The 20,150-nt window shown below is 63.8% G+C and carries 14 protein-coding genes and 1 pseudogene; 6 read left to right on the top strand and 9 right to left on the bottom strand.

Translation table 11 applies throughout. The features are described from left to right. Positions 1 to 102: 102 nt before the first annotated feature. The 3 genes from uvrB to HALO32_RS16935 form a co-directional block, all read right to left on the bottom strand. Positions 103 to 2,127 (bottom strand): excinuclease ABC subunit UvrB, encoded by a 2,025-nt coding sequence (uvrB, locus tag HALO32_RS16945; protein ID WP_151445067.1) that lies wholly within the window; start codon positions 2,125 to 2,127, stop codon positions 103 to 105. Positions 2,128 to 2,194: 67 nt separating this feature from the next. Continuing rightward, the gene (locus tag HALO32_RS16940; RefSeq protein WP_151445066.1) at positions 2,195 to 2,620 is read right to left on the bottom strand and encodes an OsmC family protein; all 426 of its coding nucleotides are present in this window, start codon (positions 2,618 to 2,620) and stop codon (positions 2,195 to 2,197) included. After that, on the bottom strand, positions 2,620 to 2,817 hold the full coding sequence (locus HALO32_RS16935; protein ID WP_151445065.1) for a hypothetical protein: 198 nt from the start codon (positions 2,815 to 2,817) through the stop codon (positions 2,620 to 2,622). The genes HALO32_RS16940 and HALO32_RS16935 overlap by 1 nt, the downstream gene beginning before the upstream one ends. Positions 2,818 to 2,964: 147 nt before the next feature. Between HALO32_RS16935 and ygfZ the strand changes: the two genes are divergently transcribed. Continuing rightward, positions 2,965 to 4,002 (top strand): CAF17-like 4Fe-4S cluster assembly/insertion protein YgfZ, encoded by a 1,038-nt coding sequence (gene ygfZ / locus HALO32_RS16930; RefSeq protein ID WP_151445064.1) that lies wholly within the window; start codon positions 2,965 to 2,967, stop codon positions 4,000 to 4,002. Here the strand turns inward: ygfZ and HALO32_RS16925 are convergent. After that, complete coding sequence (locus tag HALO32_RS16925; RefSeq protein WP_192576542.1) at positions 3,999 to 4,970, bottom strand: response regulator transcription factor; 972 nt, start codon at positions 4,968 to 4,970, stop codon at positions 3,999 to 4,001. The two genes, ygfZ and HALO32_RS16925, sit on opposite strands and share 4 nt — an antisense overlap. Positions 4,971 to 5,085: 115 nt before the next feature. Here HALO32_RS16925 and HALO32_RS16920 point away from each other — a divergent pair, with 115 nt between their 5' ends. The 4 genes and pseudogenes from HALO32_RS16920 (at position 5,086) to HALO32_RS16910 (ending at position 10,137) form a co-directional block, all read left to right on the top strand. Beyond that, positions 5,086 to 6,405: a vWA domain-containing protein gene (locus HALO32_RS16920; protein WP_192576541.1), complete on the top strand. Its 1,320-nt coding sequence runs from the start codon at positions 5,086 to 5,088 to the stop codon at positions 6,403 to 6,405. Between the two features lie 59 nt (positions 6,406 to 6,464). Continuing rightward, the gene (locus HALO32_RS16915) at positions 6,465 to 8,039 is read left to right on the top strand and encodes a Calx-beta domain-containing protein (protein ID WP_192576540.1); all 1,575 of its coding nucleotides are present in this window, start codon (positions 6,465 to 6,467) and stop codon (positions 8,037 to 8,039) included. A gap of 34 nt (positions 8,040 to 8,073) precedes the next feature. Then, positions 8,074 to 8,280: pseudogene (locus HALO32_RS18340) on the top strand (WG repeat-containing protein); the annotation flags it as partial. A 6-nt stretch (positions 8,281 to 8,286) separates the two neighbouring features. Then, positions 8,287 to 10,137, top strand: a complete 1,851-nt coding sequence (locus HALO32_RS16910; RefSeq protein ID WP_233279925.1) for a WG repeat-containing protein — start codon at positions 8,287 to 8,289, stop codon at positions 10,135 to 10,137. On the opposite strand, the gene HALO32_RS16905 is transcribed toward HALO32_RS16910, so the two are convergent. The 3 genes from HALO32_RS16905 to dkgB all read right to left on the bottom strand — a co-directional run bounded on the left by HALO32_RS16905 (position 10,126) and on the right by dkgB (position 13,654). Beyond that, complete coding sequence (locus HALO32_RS16905) at positions 10,126 to 10,890, bottom strand: TatD family hydrolase (RefSeq protein ID WP_151445172.1); 765 nt, start codon at positions 10,888 to 10,890, stop codon at positions 10,126 to 10,128. The two genes, HALO32_RS16910 and HALO32_RS16905, sit on opposite strands and share 12 nt — an antisense overlap. Before the next feature lie 202 nt (positions 10,891 to 11,092). Next, positions 11,093 to 12,682 carry a peptide chain release factor 3 gene (locus HALO32_RS16900; RefSeq protein ID WP_151445059.1) on the bottom strand — a complete coding sequence of 530 codons (1,590 nt, stop codon included), beginning with the start codon at positions 12,680 to 12,682 and terminating at the stop codon, positions 11,093 to 11,095. Positions 12,683 to 12,844: 162 nt separating this feature from the next. Further along, entirely contained in the window at positions 12,845 to 13,654 is an 810-nt protein-coding gene (gene dkgB, locus HALO32_RS16895) for a 2,5-didehydrogluconate reductase DkgB (protein ID WP_151445058.1), read from the bottom strand. 315 nt (positions 13,655 to 13,969) lie between these two features. Between dkgB and HALO32_RS16890 the strand changes: the two genes are divergently transcribed. Next, positions 13,970 to 15,721: a PHA/PHB synthase family protein gene (locus HALO32_RS16890; protein WP_225810121.1), complete on the top strand. Its 1,752-nt coding sequence runs from the start codon at positions 13,970 to 13,972 to the stop codon at positions 15,719 to 15,721. A 53-nt stretch (positions 15,722 to 15,774) separates the two neighbouring features. On the opposite strand, the gene HALO32_RS16885 is transcribed toward HALO32_RS16890, so the two are convergent. After that, on the bottom strand, positions 15,775 to 18,864 hold the full coding sequence (locus HALO32_RS16885; RefSeq protein WP_151445056.1) for an efflux RND transporter permease subunit: 3,090 nt from the start codon (positions 18,862 to 18,864) through the stop codon (positions 15,775 to 15,777). After that, on the bottom strand, positions 18,861 to 20,099 hold the full coding sequence (locus HALO32_RS16880) for an efflux RND transporter periplasmic adaptor subunit (RefSeq protein WP_151445055.1): 1,239 nt from the start codon (positions 20,097 to 20,099) through the stop codon (positions 18,861 to 18,863). Before HALO32_RS16880 ends, HALO32_RS16885 begins: the two co-directional genes overlap by 4 nt. Positions 20,100 to 20,150: the final 51 nt, after the last annotated feature.

Genomic DNA, 20,150 nt, shown 5'->3' with positions numbered 1-20,150 from the left:
CCCGATAATCAGCTAACACACGGGCCGCCAGCCAGCGATTTGACGATGTCCGCGGCCAGCGGCGTGACGAATCTCGGGACCTGCCGGCATGACGAACCTCGATCAGGCAGAACCCAGGAGCAGCTGGCGCTCCTTGAGTTCGTGCAGGCGATCACGCAATCGGGCGGCTTCCTCGAACTCCAGGTTCTGAGCCGCCTCGTGCATCCCGTCCTCGGTCCGCGAGATCTCCTTAAACAGCTCGCTTGGTGATAGTTCAGCGGGATCATAGAGCGCCTCGCGCTCGGCCACCTTGCGCTCGCCCTTGCGCCCTTTCTTCTTCCCGGGCGTCTGGGCCGCCTCCATGATGTCCGCCACCGAACGCGTCACCGTGGTTGGCGTGATGCCCTGGGCCGCGTTATGGGCAATCTGCTTGTCGCGGCGCCGCTGTGTCTCGTCCATGGCGCGGCGCATGGAATCAGTGATCCGGTCACCGTAGAGAATCGCCTTGCCGTTGGCGTTGCGCGCCGCGCGTCCCATGGTCTGGATCAAGGAACGCTCGTTGCGCAGGAAGCCCTCCTTGTCGGCATCGAGTATCGCCACCAGGGACACCTCGGGAATGTCGAGCCCTTCGCGCAGCAGGTTGATCCCCACCAGGACGTCGAACTTGCCGAGACGCAGGTCGCGGATGATCTCCACTCGCTCCACGGTGTCGATATCGGAGTGCAGATAGCGCACCCGCACGCCGTGTTCGTCCAGGTACTCGGTGAGATCCTCGGCCATGCGTTTGGTCAGGGTGGTCACCAGCACCCGCTCCCCTACCTCGCTGCGCAGGCGGATCTCCGAGAGCAGGTCGTCCACCTGAGTGGAGGCCGGGCGCACCTCGATCTCGGGGTCCAGAAGGCCGGTAGGACGAACCACCTGCTCGACGACCTGGCCGGCATGCTCGGCCTCGTAGGGCCCCGGGGTGGCGGAGACGAAGATGGTCTGCGGACAGATCGATTCCCATTCCTGGAACGTCATCGGGCGGTTGTCCAGCGCCGAGGGCAGCCGGAAGCCATACTCCACCAGGGTCTCCTTGCGTGAGCGGTCGCCCTTGTACATACCCCCCACCTGGGGAACGCTGACGTGGCTCTCGTCGATGAACAGCAACGCGTCACTGGGCAGGTAATCGAAGAAGGTCGGCGGCGGCTCACCGGGGTTGCGCCCGGAGAGGTAGCGGGAGTAGTTCTCGATGCCGTTGCAGTAGCCGAGTTCGAGCATCATCTCGATGTCGTAGAGGGTACGCTGCTCCAGGCGCTGGGCCTCGACCAGACGGTCGTGCCTGCGCAGCCAGTCAAGGCGCGCAACCAGCTCCGCCTTGATATCGTCGATGGCGCCGAGGATGGTTTCCCGGGGCGTGACATAGTGTGACTTGGGATAGATGGTCATGCGCGGCACCCGGCCTCGCACCTCGCCGGTAAGCGGGTCGAAGAGGCTGATGGTGTCGATCTCGTCATCGAAGAGCTCGACACGCACCGCCTCGTCCTCGGCATCGGCCGGGAAGATGTCGATGACATCACCACGCACCCGATAGGTGCCACGCTTGAAGTCCATGTCATTGCGCGTGTACTGCAGCTCCGCCAGGCGTCGCAGGAACTTGCGCTGGTCGATCAGTTCACCGCGAGTGAAGTGCAGACGCATCTTCAGGTACTGGTCGGGATCCCCGAGGCCATAGATGGCCGACACCGAGACCACGATGATGGCGTCGCGGCGCTCCAGCAAGGCCTTGGTGGCCGAGAGGCGCATCTGCTCGATGTGGTCGTTGATCGAGGCGTCCTTCTCGATAAAGGTGTCTGACGACGGCACATAGGCCTCGGGCTGGTAGTAGTCGTAGTAGGAGACGAAGTATTCCACGGCGTTGTCGGGAAAGAATGCCTTGAACTCGCCATAGAGCTGCGCCGCCAGCGTCTTGTTGGGCGCCATGACAATGGTCGGACGCTGCTGGTTCTCGACCACATTGGCCATGGTGAAGGTCTTGCCGGAGCCGGTGACGCCGAGCAGCGTCTGGTGCGCCAGCCCTGATTCCAGCCCACTGACCAGCTCCCGGATGGCGGCGGGCTGATCGCCAGCAGGCTGGAATCTGGACTGCAGACGAAAGGACTTGCTCATGGCGGCTCCGATAACAGAATGGGCACCTACGCGGCGCCCAGGGAGTGAAAGGTTGCGCGACCCGGACTCAGGCCTCTGCGTTGCTGTCGACGGTGCGGGTGGTCACCTCCACGGTGGACGTGGTCATCAGCCGGTGAATCGGGCACTTGTGGCTGATCTCCTCCAGGCGGGCCCGCTGCTCGGTATCGTCGATGCCATGGAAGATCATCGCCACGTCCAGCCGATAGGTCCCGTGGCGCTCCTGGCTGTCGTCCCGATTGACCGTGACGCTGATGCCCGTCAGCGGCCACTTCTTGCGCCGAGCATACATCTGCGAGGTGATCGCCTTGCAGGCACCCAGCGAGAGGTCGAAGTAGTCATGGGGATCCGGCGCAGTCCCTTCGCCGCCGTAGGCCTCGGGCACGTCGACGAAAAGGTCGTCGAAGCCATCCAGTTCGACCCGCTGGCGATAGATATGGTTGCGCTCACTGACGACTTCAATGGTCTTCTTCATCACTTGACCTCGATACCCAGATTGAGAGATTGCACCGCCTCGATCAGCAACTCACGCCTGGCTCGACCCTCCACCTCGGCCCCGTGGCGGCCGACCTCGACACTGTCGACGCCGTCCAGCATCATCAGGGCAGTGGTGATGCGGTTGACCTGGTCAGCGTTCTCGACGCCCTGAAAGTGCAATGACTGATGGACCATGGGCGGCTCCTAAGACGGCGTGAACAAGCGGGAAGGCCCGAGTCTAGCATGCCACCCGAGCGCCGGGCAGCGCTTGCAAAAGTGCCCATCCGCCCTCATCAAGAAGGTAAGTTCATGCTCAAAGCCGAACCAGCAAGGAGCCCGGAGATGAAGGATTGGATCACCGCCACAGGCGGTCGGCAGGAAGCCGACTATCGGGTGACGTTCGACACACCCGATGCGCCGCGACTGGCTCTGGATACCACCGTGATGACGCCTCTTGCCCATCTCGGGGTGCTCGACGTCGAGGGCCCCGATGCCGAGTCCTTCCTGCAGGGCCAGACCAGCGCCCAGGTATCGCTGGCGGATGGCAATCTTGCTCCGCTGACCTGCTTCTGCACGCCCAAGGGGCGCATGCTGGCCAATGCACAGCTGATGCGGGTCGGCCCGGCCCACTATCGCCTCATAATGCACACCAGTCTGGTGACTCCGCTGGCCGAGCACCTGAAGAAGTTCGCCCCCTTCTACAAGGTCGAACTGCACGAGCGAGACGACCTGGCGCTATTGGGACTGATCGGTCACGAGGCGGCCGCGCTCGCCGAGGTACGCTTCGATGCCCTACCCTCCGGGCCATGGCACCAGGCCGGCAATGACGAACTTCAGGTGTTGGCACATCCGGGGCCCCGGCCGCGCCTGCTGGTCTGCCTGCCAGACGGGCGTGCCGAGGCGGACTGGCACTGGCTCAAGGAGCACGCCACACCGGTCGACAACAGCGTGTGGCGGCTCCAGGACATCCAGGCCGGGCTTGCGTGGCTCGACGCCGACCAGCGAGATACCTACCTGCCCCAGATGATCAACTGGGAAGCGCTTGGCGGCATCAGCTTCAAGAAGGGCTGCTATACCGGCCAGGAAGTGGTGGCCCGTGCACACTTTCGCGGCCAGGTGAAGAAGCGCCTGATGCGTGGCCAACTAGATGGCGACACCCTTCCCGAACCGGGCAGTGCCATCGAGGACGCCGAGGGCAAGCGGCTGGGCGAGGTGCTCCATGCCGAACTCGACGCCTACGGTCAGGTCGAGATACTGGCGGTGATGAGCACGAAAGAACCGGCTGAGCCGCTGAGCCTCGAGGGCCAGCACCTCAAACTTCTCAAGCAGCCCTATCCGATCGAACGAGTCGATCCGGAAAGTATGGCAGCGAAAGATTAGTGCTCTACCAATTCACTCAGTGAAAGCAAGGCCAGCTGATCACGGCGCCCCACGCCCGCCTTGTGCAACACCGCTTCACAGTGTCGGCGGGCGGTGTTCATGCGAACCCCTAGCTGCCGGGCGATTTCCCGGGACGTGAGTCCTCTCAGCATCAACTCGGCAGTCTCTCTTTGCCTTGGGCTCAACGCAAAGCGCTGAGCCAGAGCGGCTGCCAGATCCTCCAGTTCCAGTGCGCCCAGCGAAATCTGCAGTTGGCCGCCCTCCTCCCCGGAAAGTTCGGGTAAGGGCAGCTGGATCAAAGGCTTGCCTGCCCCGTCACCGCCATTGTTCGATCCATTGATAGCAAGCTTGTTCACGGTGGCAGACACCCTGGCCTCGGCGATGGCCTTGTCGAGCCGCTCCTGGTGTCGATGGGCTCGGTCGATGGCACTGAAGCCGAAGCTGAACGCCGGGAGCAACAATCTCAGCAGTGTCTCCGTTCTGCCACTGACGAAGCCGGGATCGTCATCCCCCTCGAAGCCGAAGGCGAACAACGACTCGCCAACGGCCAGCCGTGTGGTCATGCCGATAACGTGATGCATGCCGGCCGGTGCGAACGCCTCCTGAAAATAGGCGGCTCGCGTGACGCTTTCGCGCTCCGCCAGCACATTCTCGTGATAGACCCCCGAGCCCAGGCGTCGCCGTGAGAGATTGATCCTGTCCAGGTCGGGGTCCGTGGCCCTGAGGTTCCCTTCGACGTCCACGCCGTCGAAGACACGTGCGAAATAGGCTTCGATTTCCGGGCCGGCCCGATGGGTAACAATGATCGGCACCCCACCATCGAGCCAGGCCCCCATCGCAGCCTTCGCCTGCACCAGCGTCGCCACCTTGGCCAGCAGATCCCCGATCCGGCCCCGATCGAGGCGGATATTGAGAAGCGCTTCCTGAAGCCGCGTGATCTGTCGAAGTTCCCTGCTCGATAGGTCCATGCCCCTAGCCTTGTCGATCGGCCGGCATAGTGCAACTGCACCATGCGGAGGGCGCATACGTCTGTCTAGGCTAGAAATTGCCAACATTCATCCGCGCGGTATCGAGGAGGGAACCATGAAGCATCCGATCATGATCGGGCTGTCCATCGCGCTGCTGGCGTTGCCATTCAACCTGCACGCACAACCGACAGTAGGAGCGTCGATGCTCATTCTGGACGGCTCGGGGAGCATGTGGGGCCAGATCGACGGCACGCCCAAGATCACCATTGCCCGGGAGGCGATCGATACCATGATGGGGGAATGGCCGGCAAACAGTCCCATCGGGCTAATGGCCTACGGGCATCGCCAGGAGGGCCAGTGTGGCGATATCGAGACCCTGATCGAACCCGGCCCCCTGGATCGAGCTGCCTTCCGTCAAGCCATGGAGAACGTCACCCCGCGCGGCAAGACACCCATCGGCCGCTCGGTGGAAAGGGCCGCCGAGGCCTTGTCCCATGAGGACCGAGCCGCCTCGGTGATCATCGTCACCGATGGGCTGGAAACCTGCGGTGCCGATCTATGTGAACTGGGTGCACGCCTCGAGGCATCGGGAACGGCGTTCACCGCCCATGTGATCGGCTTCGACATCGTCGACGAGGACGGCCAACTCGCCTGTCTCGCCGAATCGACCGGGGGACGCTACCTGGCCGCCAGGGATGCCTCGGAGCTTACCGAGGCCCTTCAGGTGGTCAGCGAGCCCGAGCCATCTCCCCCGCCGGCCAGCCCCCTCTTTGTCGACGAATTCGAACGCGCCGAGCTGGGGGAGGACTGGACGATCGATCACCCCGAGCCCGCGGGTTTCATCCTGGACGACGGCAAGCTGGTCACCATGACGGTGCGTCCCGGTTACATGGGTGATGCCGCGGAGCAGCCCAACGTCTTCCGCTGGACGGGCGCGACGCTTCCCGAGGGTGACTGGACTCTCAGTGCCGACTTCACCGCCAGGCTTGGAGAGGTCAAGAGCCTGGGAGGGCGTCGCGCCATCGTTCAGGTCGGACGTTACCAGGATGTCGACCATTACCTCTCTGCCTACATCGTTCGCCAGGGCAATTCCAACGATGACATGTGGCTCAGGCTGCGCTCGGTCTCGGGTGGAAACGCCTCGGTGGCCGAAGTGGAGATCGCCGGCGACACCCGTGGCTATGATCTGGCCCGCATCTTGCGCGACTTCGAGGAAAAGGGGGCGACGCTCGCCATCATCAAGCGCGGCCGTGACTATGTCGGCCGACTGGAAATGAACGGCTGGGCAATGCAGGAAGGGGGTCCCGAGGCGATCGACACCGATCCACTTCAGGTACTGAGAACCACGGGCGATCCAGCACTCTTCGCCGGCACCCTGGGATCGGAGCAGACCGTCGCGGAATTCCATCGCGTCGAGATCCGGGGAGCGCCATGATACATCGTCTTGTCCTCATCGCATTGCTCGCCACCGGGCTTGCCTCTCAGGCAGCAGCCATGCCGACTCTTACCGCCATGGCGCCGCTGACCCGCCTCAGCGAGAGCGGGCCCACCAGCGCCCTGGTGAACCTGATGCTCAGCGCTCCGGCCGAGGAGCCCTTCATCGTGATGGTCACGACCTCCGACTTGACCGCCAAGAGCGGCATCGACTATGTCCCCGTGGCCGAGCCCGTGACCTTCCTCCCGGGAGACATCTACAAGCAGGTGGAGGTCGCCATCATTGACGACCCCGAGGATGAGCCGGTTGACGAGATGTTCCAGTTGACCCTCGGCGATGTCATTCCCCTGGGCGACAATCCGCTGCCGCCCGTGGTAGTGGCGTTGCCGTTTCTTCATTTCACCATCGAGGACAACGATCACACGCTTTCGACCGATGCCGCCGACGTCAAGGCGGGCGAACCCGTGCTGGTGAATATCAACCAGCGTTTCGATTCTCAGGATACCGTCGGCACCTATGTGCGCATCACAGGCGGTACCGCAAGGCTCGGCGTCGATATCGCACCGCCACGCCGCAGCGGTTTTCTGCGTGCGGGAAAGACCGAACAGACACTGGGCTTCGAGACCTTCGAGGGCATGTCCGAGGAGGACAGGACGGTCGTCTTCGAGGTCGGCGGTAACGCAGAAGGCCAAGTTACCACGGAGCCTGAAACTCTTACGGTCATGATTCGAGGCGAGCCGTCCGAGTTCGAACCCGCCAGGCTGCAATATGGCCCGGGCACCGGCTATATCTACTATGCAGGCGATCTCGTGATGGAGCGCCCTTTCCCGCCCCAGACCTTTGATATCGAGATGCGCGTGCATATCGGCGGTTCGCGTTTCACCCTGCGTCAGCAGGGAACCTCCTTGACCTTCGCACGTGTCTGCCGCAACGACGTCGATGCCAGTACGGCCATGGCCTCGATTCAGGGGATGTCGGTCGACGATATGCGCGAGGCGGGCGAGGAACTGTGGCGTGCGGCCTACCAGGTCGATGGCGTGCCGTTCACCTATGTGGTGGCCGGCGATCCGGCGGAAAAGCTGGTTGGCTATGCCACCTCGAACTATTCCACGGACGGGATGGCCCACGAGCAGTATTTCTCTTATATCGTCACCCCCGTTGCACCGGAAGACCCCGAGACGGCCGAGGTCCCCCGCCTGCCCCCCGAGAGGGATCCGGTCTTGCCGCCGACGGCGGCACGCGATGCCGTCGCACGTGCCATCGCGGACGACATGGGGGTTTCGGCAGACGCCTTGACACCTTACCTGACGACCTCGCTGGGATCCGGCACCGACTCGGTCAAGGTAGCCCTGTGGCTGGGCCCGGACGGCCAACTGGTCCAGCCCGGCCGCGACGACCTGGATCCCTGTGACCCGGGCTACGGCGAGATGGTGCCGGCGGTAAGCCGCGTGATCTATACCGTTCATGCCTTCGAAGATCGTTTCATCGTCCAGTCCAAGACCCAGGATATCGAGACTGGCCGTTACGAGCGCGCCTACATGGAAGATTTCGACACCGCGTCGAACGCACTGGACGAGGCCGTGACGCGCGCCCACGAGGGACTTTCACCCGACATTGCCGCGCCGACCGACTGAGGGTCGGCGCGAGACATCTCAGAGGAGCTTCGTTGTGCCTTTGCTACGCGCGAGTCTGATCGCCACTACCTGCCTGTTCGCCGCCTCAGCCCACGCGGGTCCCTGCGGCACGGAGTATGAATCTCAACATTCCCCGCTCTATCCCCTTCCCGACGAGGAGCAATGGGGTTATGTCGGCGCCGACGGTGAATGGCGCCTCGCACCGCAATGGCGACAGGTGCGCCCCTTCTCGGAAGGTCGCGCCGCGGTGGAAACCGAAGAGGGATGGGGCCTTATCGACAGCAGTGGCGCCTACGTCGTGCCACCAGGGGCGCGGGATGCCGATGCAGTGATCATCGACGAGACACCCTACCACCTTTCACCTTACAAGCCGTTTTCCCAGGGCTGCAGCGCGGTGACCCCGGAGGAAGGATCGCCGCATTTCATCACCCGTGACGGCACCCGCTGGGATCCCCCCGTGTTCACCGAGCACGACGTCCTCGATATCGGCGCCTTCTCCGAAGGCCTGGCGTGGGTGCGTACCGCAAGGAATGACGGCAACGAAATAGGCTGGATCGACACCGATGGCGCCTGGGCGATCGAACCCGAATATCACGATGGTGGCGACTTCGCCGCTGGCCGGGCGCCGGCTGCGATGTCGGACACTAACTGGGGCTATATCGACAGAAACGGTGCACTAGTTTTCCCACGCAAGTTCGTTCTGAGTGAGGCGGACCCTTACGCCGATGGCCTTGCCCCGGTGAAACTTGGCGACGACGTCGGCTACATGGACGCCGAGGACTGGGCTATCCGCGAGATTCGCTTCGCCGATGGCAGTCGCCAGGCGATGGCGGCGGCAGGCCCCTTCGCCGATGGCCTCGCCCCCGTTCGGGCGGCCCAGGCTTACAACCCGGCTCCAGTCTGGATCGACCAGGATGGCGAGGTCATCATCGACCCTGAGTCAGACAGTCGCCTGACGATCTGCAATAAAAGGCGTCTGTCTCGCTATCATGACGGTCTGCTGCCACTTGTCGTAGGCGATGGCACCAATATTTGCGGCAACACGCCCGAGATCTCCCATGAGGGGCTCGGCGACCCACGCAGTGGACCACAACAGATGCTCTGGGCACTGCCCTGGGCGCGCGACAAGCTGGTCTGGCTCGACCGGGACGGCCACGAGATGATCGACTCTAGCGCATGCCGTCGACCCGCTGGCATGGAACCGTTACCCGTCGAAGCCTATGCTGGTGTGCTGGCCGCAGGCGCCTATCGTATGGAAGTGTCTGGCGCCGCCGAGGGCCAGTTCGGCCCTGCCCGCGCCGATGCGCCCTGCAACCGTTCCGAATACACGCTCGCCGAAAACGAAGGGACCAATGATGTCGGGCCGTGGCGGTTCAGTTTCAGGGGCGAGGCACGCTGGCAGGATCATCCCGTCAACACGAACCTGAGCCTCAACCTGCCTGAAGGACTCTCCGCAGGCACCCATGAAGTGGGTGAGTTCGGCGACGACACGGCGGTGAATGGCCTGCTCTGGCTCTCCCTTCAGCAAGGCCGGGCGTCAGATTCGAAGCGGCCCGCTACTTACCGCTCGCTGGGCGGGACGCTCACGCTCTCGAAATTCGACCAGACGTCGGCAACCGGGCGCCTGGAGGTCACGCTGGCACCACGCGATGCGCCTGAGCGGACGATCAACCTATCCGCCCGCTTCCGGGAGATCCCCTACACCTTCGCCCCGGAAATCGAGATTACCCGACTCACCGGCGCCCTCGCCGAGATGCAGGAGCAGATGCCCGACGACCCTCTGGTGAACTTCTTCACCCCCATCGAGGTAACAGAGGCAGACGGACGACTTTCCGTGGTGTTCGGCACACGGGGACCCAACCTCGAACTGGTCTTCCCCGGCGATCATTCTGGCCCCTTCAACGCCGGACCCGATGAACCGGTTTCGGCCAGCCTCTCGGAGATGCCGGTCAGTGCAGAGGGAACCCTCTCGCGCGCCGACGATGTTCTCGCCGGCGATATTGATGTCCAGATCCTGGACCACCCGCGATTCGACGGGGATGCGGGGATGTCGCTTCGTTTCGCCCATGTGCCGATGGCAACGTCGTCAGACGAGTAACGGGAACAGTCGACGAGCGGTGGCGGTGCTGTCCGCCGCCACCCGCTCCGACGACTGGTCGCGGATTTCAGCCACCACCCTGCATACCTCGGCGACGTTCACCGGCTCGTTGCGCTGGCCCTGGTGGCCAGCCAGCGGCATGTCGGGACTGTCGGTCTCCAGCACATAGCCGTCGTCGGGCAACGACTTCACCGCCCGGTGAAGCCGCTTCGCCCGATCATGGGTGACCGCTCCGCCGAGCCCCAGCACGAAGCCAAGGTCGAGGAACTTCTGTGCCTGCTCCGGTGAGCCGGCGAAGGCATGGATCAGCCCGCCAACGGGAAGGTCGAGCTGGCGCAGGCGCTTGGCTACCTTGTCGTTGGCCTGCACGCAGTGGATCACCACGGGCAGTTGGCGCGCCTTGGCGATTCGCAGCTGGGCATCGAAAGTGTGCCATTGGGCGTTCCAGCTCTTCTCTATACGTGCATCGATGCCACACTCCCCCACCGCTACGACTCCGGGATTGGCGTCCAGCGCTTCCTCCAGTGCCTCGAGATCCGCGTCGTGATGCTCATCCATGAAGTAGGGGTGCAGCCCCAGACAGACGCTGACGTCGTCGCGCTCGCCCAGCGCCAGCACATCCGGCCAGCGCTTCCGCGTGGTACCCGGCACCACGAAATGACCCACACCCTCTGCCCTCGCACGCGCGATCACCGCCTCGCGGTCGGCATCGAAGTCGGGGAAGTCCAGATGGCAGTGGGCATCGATCAGCATAGTAACGAGGAGCAAGGAACAAGAAGCAAGGCAAAGTCACCTTTGCTGAGTGCTTGAAGCGAGGGGGCGCCGGGGGCGGGTCGAAGAGGAGGTCCTATGCCAAGGATGGCATCGGTAGCGCCCAGGGAAGGGTTCACAGCGCCTCCTCGAAGGCCCGCCGCCGGATCAGCCCCGAGCGATCCGACGACTTGTTGGCAATGTCTCAGTGTTCACGGGTCGGCTGGAAGCGAATTTCCGGCCAGCGCTCCTGGGTCATCTGCAGGTTGACCCGGGTCGGCGCAATGTAGGTCAGGTAGCCGCCGCCGTCGATGGCCAGGTTGGCACTGGCCTTGCGCTTGAACTCATCGAGCTTCTTGGCATCGGTGCTGTAGATCCAGCGGGCGGTGTTGACGTTTACGCCTTCGTAGACACAGTCAACCTTGTACTCCTCCTTGAGGCGATGGGCGACCACATCGAACTGCAGCGTACCCACGGCACCGAGAATCAGGTCGTTGTTGTCCAGCGGCATGAAGACCTGGGTGGCCCCCTCCTCGGAAAGCTGCTGCAGGCCCTTCTGCAGCGCCTTCATCTTCAGCGGATCCTTGAGGCGCACGCGCTTGAAGAGTTCCGGGGCGAAGTGCGGAATGCCGGTGAAGCGCATGTCCTCACCCTGGGTGAAGGTATCGCCGATCTGGATGGTGCCGTGATTATGCAGGCCGATGATGTCGCCGGGCCAGGCTTCCTCGACCTGGGAGCGGTCCGAGGCCATGAAGGTCAGCGCGTCAGCGATCTTGACGTCCTTGCCGATACGCACATGGCGCATCTTCATGTTCTTCTCGTACTTGCCCGAACAGACACGAAGGAAGGCGATACGGTCACGGTGATTGGGATCCATGTTGGCCTGGATCTTGAACACGAAGCCGGTAAGCCGCTCGTCCTCGGGTTCCACGATACGAGTGTCGGTCTCTCGCGGCTGGGGTGGCGGCGCGTACTCGACGAAGCCGTCCATCATCTCGCGTACCCCGAAATTGCCCATGGCGGTGCCGAAGTAGACCGGCGACAGCTCGCCCCGCAGATAGGCTTCATGGTCGAATTCGTGGGAAGCACCGCGCACCAGTTCCACCTCCATGCGCAGCTCCTCGGCCTGCTCCTCGCCGAGCACGGCGTCCACTTCGGGATTGTCGAGTCCCTCGATGCGCCGGTCGTCGGGAATCTGACTGCCCTGCCCTTGGGTGTAGAGATGGATGACATCGTTGTGGAGGTGATAGACACCCTTGAAGTGACGGCCCATGCCGATCGGCCAGGTCATCGGAGCACACTGGATGTTAAGAACCTCCTCGACCTCGTCCATCACCTCGACGGGATCGCGGACGTCGCGATCCATCTTGTTGATGAAGGTAAGGATCGGCGTGGTGCGCAGACGACACACGTCCATCAGCTTGATGGTCCGCGCCTCGACGCCCTTGGCGCCGTCGATCACCATCAGCGCCGAATCCACCGCGGTCAGGGTGCGGTAGGTATCCTCGGAGAAGTCCTCGTGGCCGGGCGTGTCGAGCAGGTTGACGATGCGCCCGCCATAGGGGAACTGCATCACCGAGGTCGTCACCGAGATGCCACGCTCCTGCTCCATCTTCATCCAGTCGGAGGTGGCATGGCGGTCGTTGCGCTTGCTCTTCACCGAGCCGGCCATCTGGATGGCGTTGCCGAACAGCAGCATCTTCTCGGTGATGGTGGTCTTGCCGGCGTCAGGGTGCGAGATGATCGCGAAGGTTCTACGCAGCCCGACTTCACGGGCCAGGGTGGGGTTTGACATCAATGCGGTGCCTGGTCAGGACTCGAATGGGAACTCGAAAAGATGTCCATGATACCGCGACAGGCCGTGGCTCTGCACCCTGCCCCAGACCCGGCACGATCATGGCAATCCACCCCAGGCCCCGTGGTGACGAGGCCGACTTCTTCAGGCGATGGGCAAAGCTCAATCCCAGTCAGGAGCAAAGTCGGGATCGGCGATACGCTCGTCGCGGTCCAACCTGGCGATCGCCTCGATCTCGTCATCGCCTAGGGTGAGGTCGTCAGCCGCCAGGTTGGCCGCCAGATGCTCGCGCCGAGTGGACGACGGGATGGCCACCACGCCACGCGACCGGGTCCAGGCTAGAACGACCTGGGCGGAGGTGACACCATGGGCCTCGGCAATAGCCTTCAGCGTCTCGTCCTTCAGCACCTTGCCCACAGCCAGCGGCATGTAGCCGGTCACGGTCAGGCCGCGTGCCTGGCAATGTTCGACCACGGCACGATTCTGCAGGAAGGGGTGCACCTCGATCTGATTGGTCAGCAGCGTCTCCGGGCCGAGGATCTCGAGGGCCCGATCGACCTGAGCGATGGTGAAATTGGAGACTCCGATGTGGCGTGCCTTCCCCGCCTGCTGCACCTCGCGCAGGGCCGTCAGGTAGTCGGCCATGGGCACGGCGTCATCCGGCGAGGGCCAGTGGATCAACAGCAGGTCGACGTAGTCGGTACCGAGCTTCTCCAGGCTCTCCTCAACGCTGGCCTTGAAGGAGGCGGGCTCCAGCCGATCATGCCACACCTTGGTAGTGACGAAGAGCGCCTCGCGCGGCACCTGGCTTTCGGCGATGGCCGCGCCGACGTCCTGCTCATTGTCGTACATCTGGGCGGTGTCGATGTGGCGAAATCCCAACGCCAGGGCATCGTGGATCACACGCTTCAAGGTGTCCCCTTGAAGGCGGAAGGTACCGAGGCCGGGGTTGGGCAATGTCGGGATGCTCATGAAATCTCCTTGTCGTGCCAAGGGGTCGGTATGACACCCTACTACATGACACTCTCTAGTGGCGTCGGGTGCCCCCGACTTCAAGGGCCCCCATTTCTCGGGGCCATGCCTGCCAGGCGTGACCTACACTAAGGGCCATCACCTGGGTAGCCAGCCGGAAGCACCTCTGCCGATATCACTCGATCGAGGAGGAAAAGTATGCAGGACATCGACCAAAGCGACGACATCCCACGGGATGGATCAACTCCTCCCGAACGTCCTCTGGCACCACAACCGGATAAATGGACCCCTCCCCAGTGGCGACACCGACACGCCTTGAGCGGCGGAGAACGGGAAGCCGAAGGGAAGGGTGACCTCCATGCCACTACCGACCGCATGGCTCATGCCAGCCTGGGCAGGCTGACCGGCGGGGTGTCACCGATTGCCATCATGCAGGCCTTCAGCGACTGGACCTGGCATCTGAGCATTTCGCCGGGCAAGCAGGCCCAACTCATCGAGGAGATGGGACACGAGATGAGCCGCCTGTGGGGTTTCCTGCCGCATTCGATGAACGAAGAGGAATGCAAACCCTGTGTCGAACCGCTCCCCCATGACGACCGCTTTGCGGGGGAGGAGTGGCAGAAATGGCCTTATAACGTCTTTTCCCAGTCCTTTTTGCTGACCCAACAGTGGTGGAACAGGGCCTCGACGGGCGTGGATGGCGTGGACCCCCACCACGAAGACATCGTGAAATTCACGATACGCCAGCTTCTCGATGGTTTCGCGCCGACCAACTCGCCCCTGACCAATCCCAACGTCGCTAGACGTACCCTCGAGACCGGCGGCAGGAACTTCATCGACGGCTACATGCACTTCCTCGAAGACGCGCGTCGCATGATGATGCATGAGCCGCCGGTGGGAGCCGAGACGTTTCGACCCGGCGAGACGGTGGCGGTGACGCCCGGCAAGGTCATCTATCGCAACCGCCTGATGGAACTCATTCAGTATTCCCCGACAACGGACACTGTGAAAAGCGAACCCCTGCTGGTCATTCCCGCCTGGATCATGAAGTACTACATCCTGGATCTCTCGCCACACAACTCCCTGGTGCGCTGGCTGGTGGCGCAGGGGTATACCGTCTTAATGGTGTCATGGAAGAACCCGGACGCCGAGGATCGCGACCTGGGAATGGAGGACTATCGCAAGCTGGGCATCATGGAAGCCCTCGAGGTCGTCAATGCGGTGGTTCCCGACCGCAAGATTCACGGTGTCGGCTACTGTCTGGGAGGCACGCTGCTGTCGATTGCGGCAGCCGCCATGGCACGCGATGGTGACGAGCGCCTTGCCTCGCTGACCCTCTTCGCTTCCGAGACAGATTTCGAGGAGGCTGGTGAACTGGAACTGTTCATCGACGAGAGCCAGGTGAGCTTTCTCCAGGACCTGATGTGGCACCAGGGCTATCTGGACAAGTGGCAGATGCGCGGCACCTTCGTTTTTCTGCGCTCCAATGATCTCCTGTGGTCGGCCTTCGTGAAGTCCTACCTGATGGGAGAAACGCTACCCATGTTCGACCTGATGGCGTGGAGTACCGACTCCACTCGAATGACCTACCGGATGCACTCGGAATACCTGGAACGGCTCTACCTCGAGAACGCCCTGGCCAAGGGGGACTATTTCGTGGACGACTTCTCGGTAGTGCTGAGCGATATCAAGGTGCCGATCTTCGCCGTCGGCACGCGCACCGATCACATCGCCCCCTGGAAGTCCGTCTACAAGATTCATCTGCTGACCGACACGAACGTCACCTTCACGCTGACCAGCGGCGGCCACAACGCCGGCGTCATCAGCGAGCCTGGCAAGCGCAAGCATGTCTATCAGATCGCCGACAAGCACGCCGATGCCTCCTATGTAGCGCCCGAGACCTGGCACGAGAAGGTACCCGAACGGCAGGGTTCCTGGTGGCCGGAATGGCATCGCTGGCTTCTCGAACACTCCAGCGGCGAAACACCCCCGCCGCCGATGGGTGCTGCCGAAACCGGCCATACCCCCCTGGAGGACGCACCGGGCCACTATGTGCTCCAGCAGTAGACCAGAGGCACCAGGCCGAAGAGGACGATGGCGGAGGGTGGCCGGTAACAGGCTCATCGCTCTCGCAGGTGCTCCAGGAAGCTCAGCAGCACCGGGGTCACCGCGAGCACCAGCAGGGTTGAGAAGGCCAGGCCGAAGGCGATGGAGACTGCCATGGGGATCAGGAACTGCGCCTGCAGCGAGGTCTCGAAGAGTAGCGGCATGAGCCCGCCGATGGTGGTCAACGAGGTGAGCAGTACGGCGCGCATGCGCTGCACCACCGCCTCGTTGAGCGCCGCCTCGATGTCCAGCCCCTGATGACGCTGGTGGCGGTAGAACGCCACCAGGATGATGGCGTTGTTCACCACGATGCCCGAGAGGCCGAAGAGCCCGAATAGCGAGAGCATGGTCAGGTTGAGACCCAGCATCCAGTGTCCCAGCAGAGCCCCGACCAGTGCCAGCGGGATGATCGCCATGACGATCAATGGCAGGCTCCACGAGGCGAAGACCCAGGCCAGCACCACGTACATCAGTCCCAGACCGATCAGCAGCCCGGTACGCATGTCGGCGAAGGTCTCGCGCTGGTCGGCAGCGCGGCCTTCGAAGCTGTAGCGCAGGCGGTGCGTGGTGGCAAGGGTCGGCAATACCTCCGCGGATACGGCATCGAGCACGCGCTCTGCAGAGGTCGTCTCGGTATCGAGCTCCGCGGTCACCTCCACGGCCAGTCGGCCATCGGCATGGCGCAACGCCTCGAAGCCCTGGCGATAGTCCAGGGCCACGACCTGGTCGAGGGGCACGAAGCGCCCGTCAGGAACGCGCAGGGCGAGACGCGACAGGGTCGAGAGCCGCTCGCGCTGCGCCCGTGGCAGCAGCACCCGTACTTCGATCTCGTCGGCGCCATCCTGATAGATCTGCACCAGCCGGCCGTCGAAGGCATCCCTGAGCTGGCGACCGAGATCGGCGGTGGTCAGTCCCAGGGCCTGACCCTGGGCGTTGACCCGGTAGATCAGCTGCTCACGCCCCCAAGGCATGTCGTCCTCGGTGTCGAGCACGCCGGGCAGTTCGCGCAGCGAACGGGAGAGCGACTCGGCGGCGGCCTTGAGATCACCCGCCTCCTCTCCGGTCAGGCGGATATTGACGTCCTTGCCCGGCGGGCCCGCGGTACGCTCGTTGATGGTCAGATTCTCCAGCCCCGCCGGTTCGACGATGCGCGATCGCCAGGCGCGGATGAACTCGGCATTGCGCACGTCGCGGTCGTCGGAGGCGGTGAGCTCCACCATGATCGAGCCGACGTTGTCGCCGCTGCGGGCCTGCATGCCGCTGGCGAGCGTCGCCCCGTGCCGCGTCACGGCGTGCTGGACCAGATCTCCCCCCAGAGCCTGCTCGGACTCGTTCAGCGCCGCCTGCATGTGCGCCAATAAATCATCGACACGCTCGCTGTCGGTGCCTGCCACGAAGCTGGCATTGGCATAGAGGACGTTGGGCTCGGGCGTGGGAAAGAAGTTGAATTCCAGGCGCCCCCCGACCAGCAGGCCAAGGGTGAAGAGCACCACCGCAGCGGCCGAGGCCAAAGTGGCGGCGCGATGGCGCAGGGTCAGTGCCGAGAAGCGCCGGAAGGGTCCCTCGCGGAAACGCTCGAAGGCCACCTCGAAGCGCTCACGCGGTCGCGACAGCGGGTGGCGCCGGATTGTACGGCCCGGCACGAACGCATTGCGCAGATGGGCAGGCAGCACCACGAAACACTCCAGCAGGGAGGCAACCAGCACGCAGATCATGATCACCGGAATATCGCCGAGGATGTTGCCGATCACGCCACCCACCAGGAGCAGCGGCATGAAGGCGGCCACCGTGGTCAGCGACGAGGCCAGCACCGGCCAGATCATGCGCCGGGCCGCCCCCTCTGAAGCGTGACGGGCAGGCTCGCCCATGCGGAAGTGGGCGTCGGCGTCCTCGCCTACCACGATGGCGTCATCGACGATCACCCCCAGGGCCATGATCAGCGCGAAGAGCGATATCATGTTGATCGAGCCGCCGATGCCCCAGAATACCGCCATGGCCGCCATGAAGGCGGTGGGAATGCCGATGGCCACCCACAGCGCCACCCTCGCGGGCAGGAAGAAATAGAGCAGCAGCAGGACCAGCGCCAGGCCACCCAGACCGTTGCTGATCAGCAGCCAGATTCGCTCGGCAATCAGTTGCCAGGTCTGGTCGTGAACCTCGAGCACTACGCTGGGTGGCAGCTGAGGACGAGTCTCTGCCAGCCAGCTCTCGAGCACGTCCGCGGCGGCCAGGGAGTTGCCGTCCTCGCTTCGCTGCAGCATCAGCTCCACCGCAGGATGACCGCCACGGCTCAAGGTCACCTGCTGCTCGCGGGACTCCTGGCGGATGGTGGCAATATCGCCCAGTCGCACTTGCACCCGCTCGCCACTGATCACCGGCAGGTCGGCGAAGGCTTGCTCGTCGCGGCGCTGTTCCACAGCCCGTAGTTCGCGGGTGCTGTCCTGCTGGCCAAGCAACCCTGCAGGCAGGTCCCGGGACATGCCCTCGACCCGCTCGGCAATCTCCGCAAGACTCATCTGTAGTCCCTGCAGACGCTCCGCGGGCACCTCGATGCTGATCTGCTGTTCGGGCAGACCGCTGATTTCTACCCGATCGATGCCCCGCTGGAGCAGTTCATCCTCATAGCGATTGGCCAGGTGACGCAGGGCCTCCTGGCTCACCTCACCATGCACCAGTAGCCGGGCCACCGGCTCGTAGCGGGTGGTCCGAGTGACCCTGGGTTCCTCGGCATCGGCGGGCAGGCTGGTGAACTCATCAACCCGCTGACGGGCGTCATCCAGCGCCAGAATCGGGTCGCTACCCTCCGTGAACTCCAGGGTGATGTTGGACACCCCCAGGGCCGAGGTGGACGTCATCCGCTTGAGGCCATCGAGGCTGCGCAGGCGCTGTTCGAGAGGCACGGTGATGCCCTTCTCGACGTCCTCCGCGGAGGCACCACTCCAGACCGTTCGCACGCTGACAACGTCGAGAGCGAACGAGGGGAAGAACTGGATGTTCATGCGTGACAGACCCAGCACCCCACCCAGCAGCATCATCAGCATGATCAGGTTGGCAGCGACCCGGTGGTGAACGAAGAAGCCGATCACACCGCGCCGTCGGCTCATGGCGGGGTCTCCTCACCGGATGCAGTCGACTCGACCTTCAGCCCCTGGATGGCATTGGGCAGATGAGTGATGATCACTCGGTCATCCTCGTCCAGCGATTCGCCGCTGACCAGGGCCCAGCGCTCGCCATCGTCACGGACCACCTCGCCATGACGGGTCACCATCAGGCGCTGCATTCGGCCTTCGTCGTTCATCAGGTAGAGGCCATCGTTGCCATAAAGGGCACTCTCTGGAACCGGGAGGCTGCCGGGGATGGCTGGCCGCACCAGTGACACGGCCAACAGGCTGCCGGGTCGCAATCCCGCCCCGCCGGCCTCGAGACGAAAGATGGCCTCGATACCGGCGGGGTCGCTCTCGCCGGCCAGCCCGACCAGCACGAAGCGGGCATCCTCGTCACCGGTGGCCTCGAGCCGCCTCTCCTCAGCCAGAGCGTGGCGCAGCTCGGCCTGGTAACGCCCGGGAATGCGCGCCCTCAACTCAAGGCCCACTTCGGGATAGACGCTGAGCAGTTCGCTGCGGGCGGCTACCTGATCGCCTGGTGCCACTCGGATGCGCGTAACAATGCCATCGAAGGGCGCCTCGACGCGGCTGCGCGCTGCATCACGACGCGCGGCGGCCAGGGCAGCCCGAGCACGGGTCAGGCCCGCCTGGAGGGACTGAAGGCGCGCGGGATGCTCAGCGATGGCCCGCTCCCTGGCCACCACCGTCACCCGAGCCCGCGCCAGCTCGTTGCGTGCCGCGTCCAGATCGGACTGGGAGGCCAGGTTGCGCTCTACCAGAGAGCGGGTACGTTCCAGCTGGCGGCTGGCGTTATCCAGAAGTTCACGTTCGCGTACCAGGGTGTCGCGATCACTTTCATGGCGCACCCGCTCGTTTTCCATCTGCGCCCGGAGATCGGCCACCTCGGCCTCGGCTTGCTCCAGCGGCGGACGGATATCGGCCTCGTCCAGGGCCACAAGCAACTCTCCGCGGGCGACTCGCTGGCCTTCACGAACCGGTCGCTCGGCGATACGACCGGCCAGTGGGGCAGTGACCCTGAGCGTATCGGGGGCCGTCACCTCGCCATAGAGCGGCAGAGCCGGAGCATGACGCCCGGGAACGGCCCTCAGGGTCTCGACCCGCCAACTGCGCTCTTCCGGGGTGACGCTGGCGCTTTCAGGCCGGGTGGCCCGCAGCCACAGGAAGACCGCCACGCCAAGGGCCAGAATCAGCAGGGGAAGCAGGCGTCTAAGCATCGTCTAAGTTCCACTGGTAATATCGATAGGCCTCAAATATACGCCTTCGAC

This window comes from Halomonas lysinitropha (assembly GCF_902500215.1).
Classification (GTDB): Bacteria; Pseudomonadota; Gammaproteobacteria; order Pseudomonadales; family Halomonadaceae; genus Halomonas; species Halomonas lysinitropha.
The sequence above is the reverse complement of the archived record's forward strand: the minus strand, read 5'-3'. Positions and strand labels throughout refer to the sequence as shown.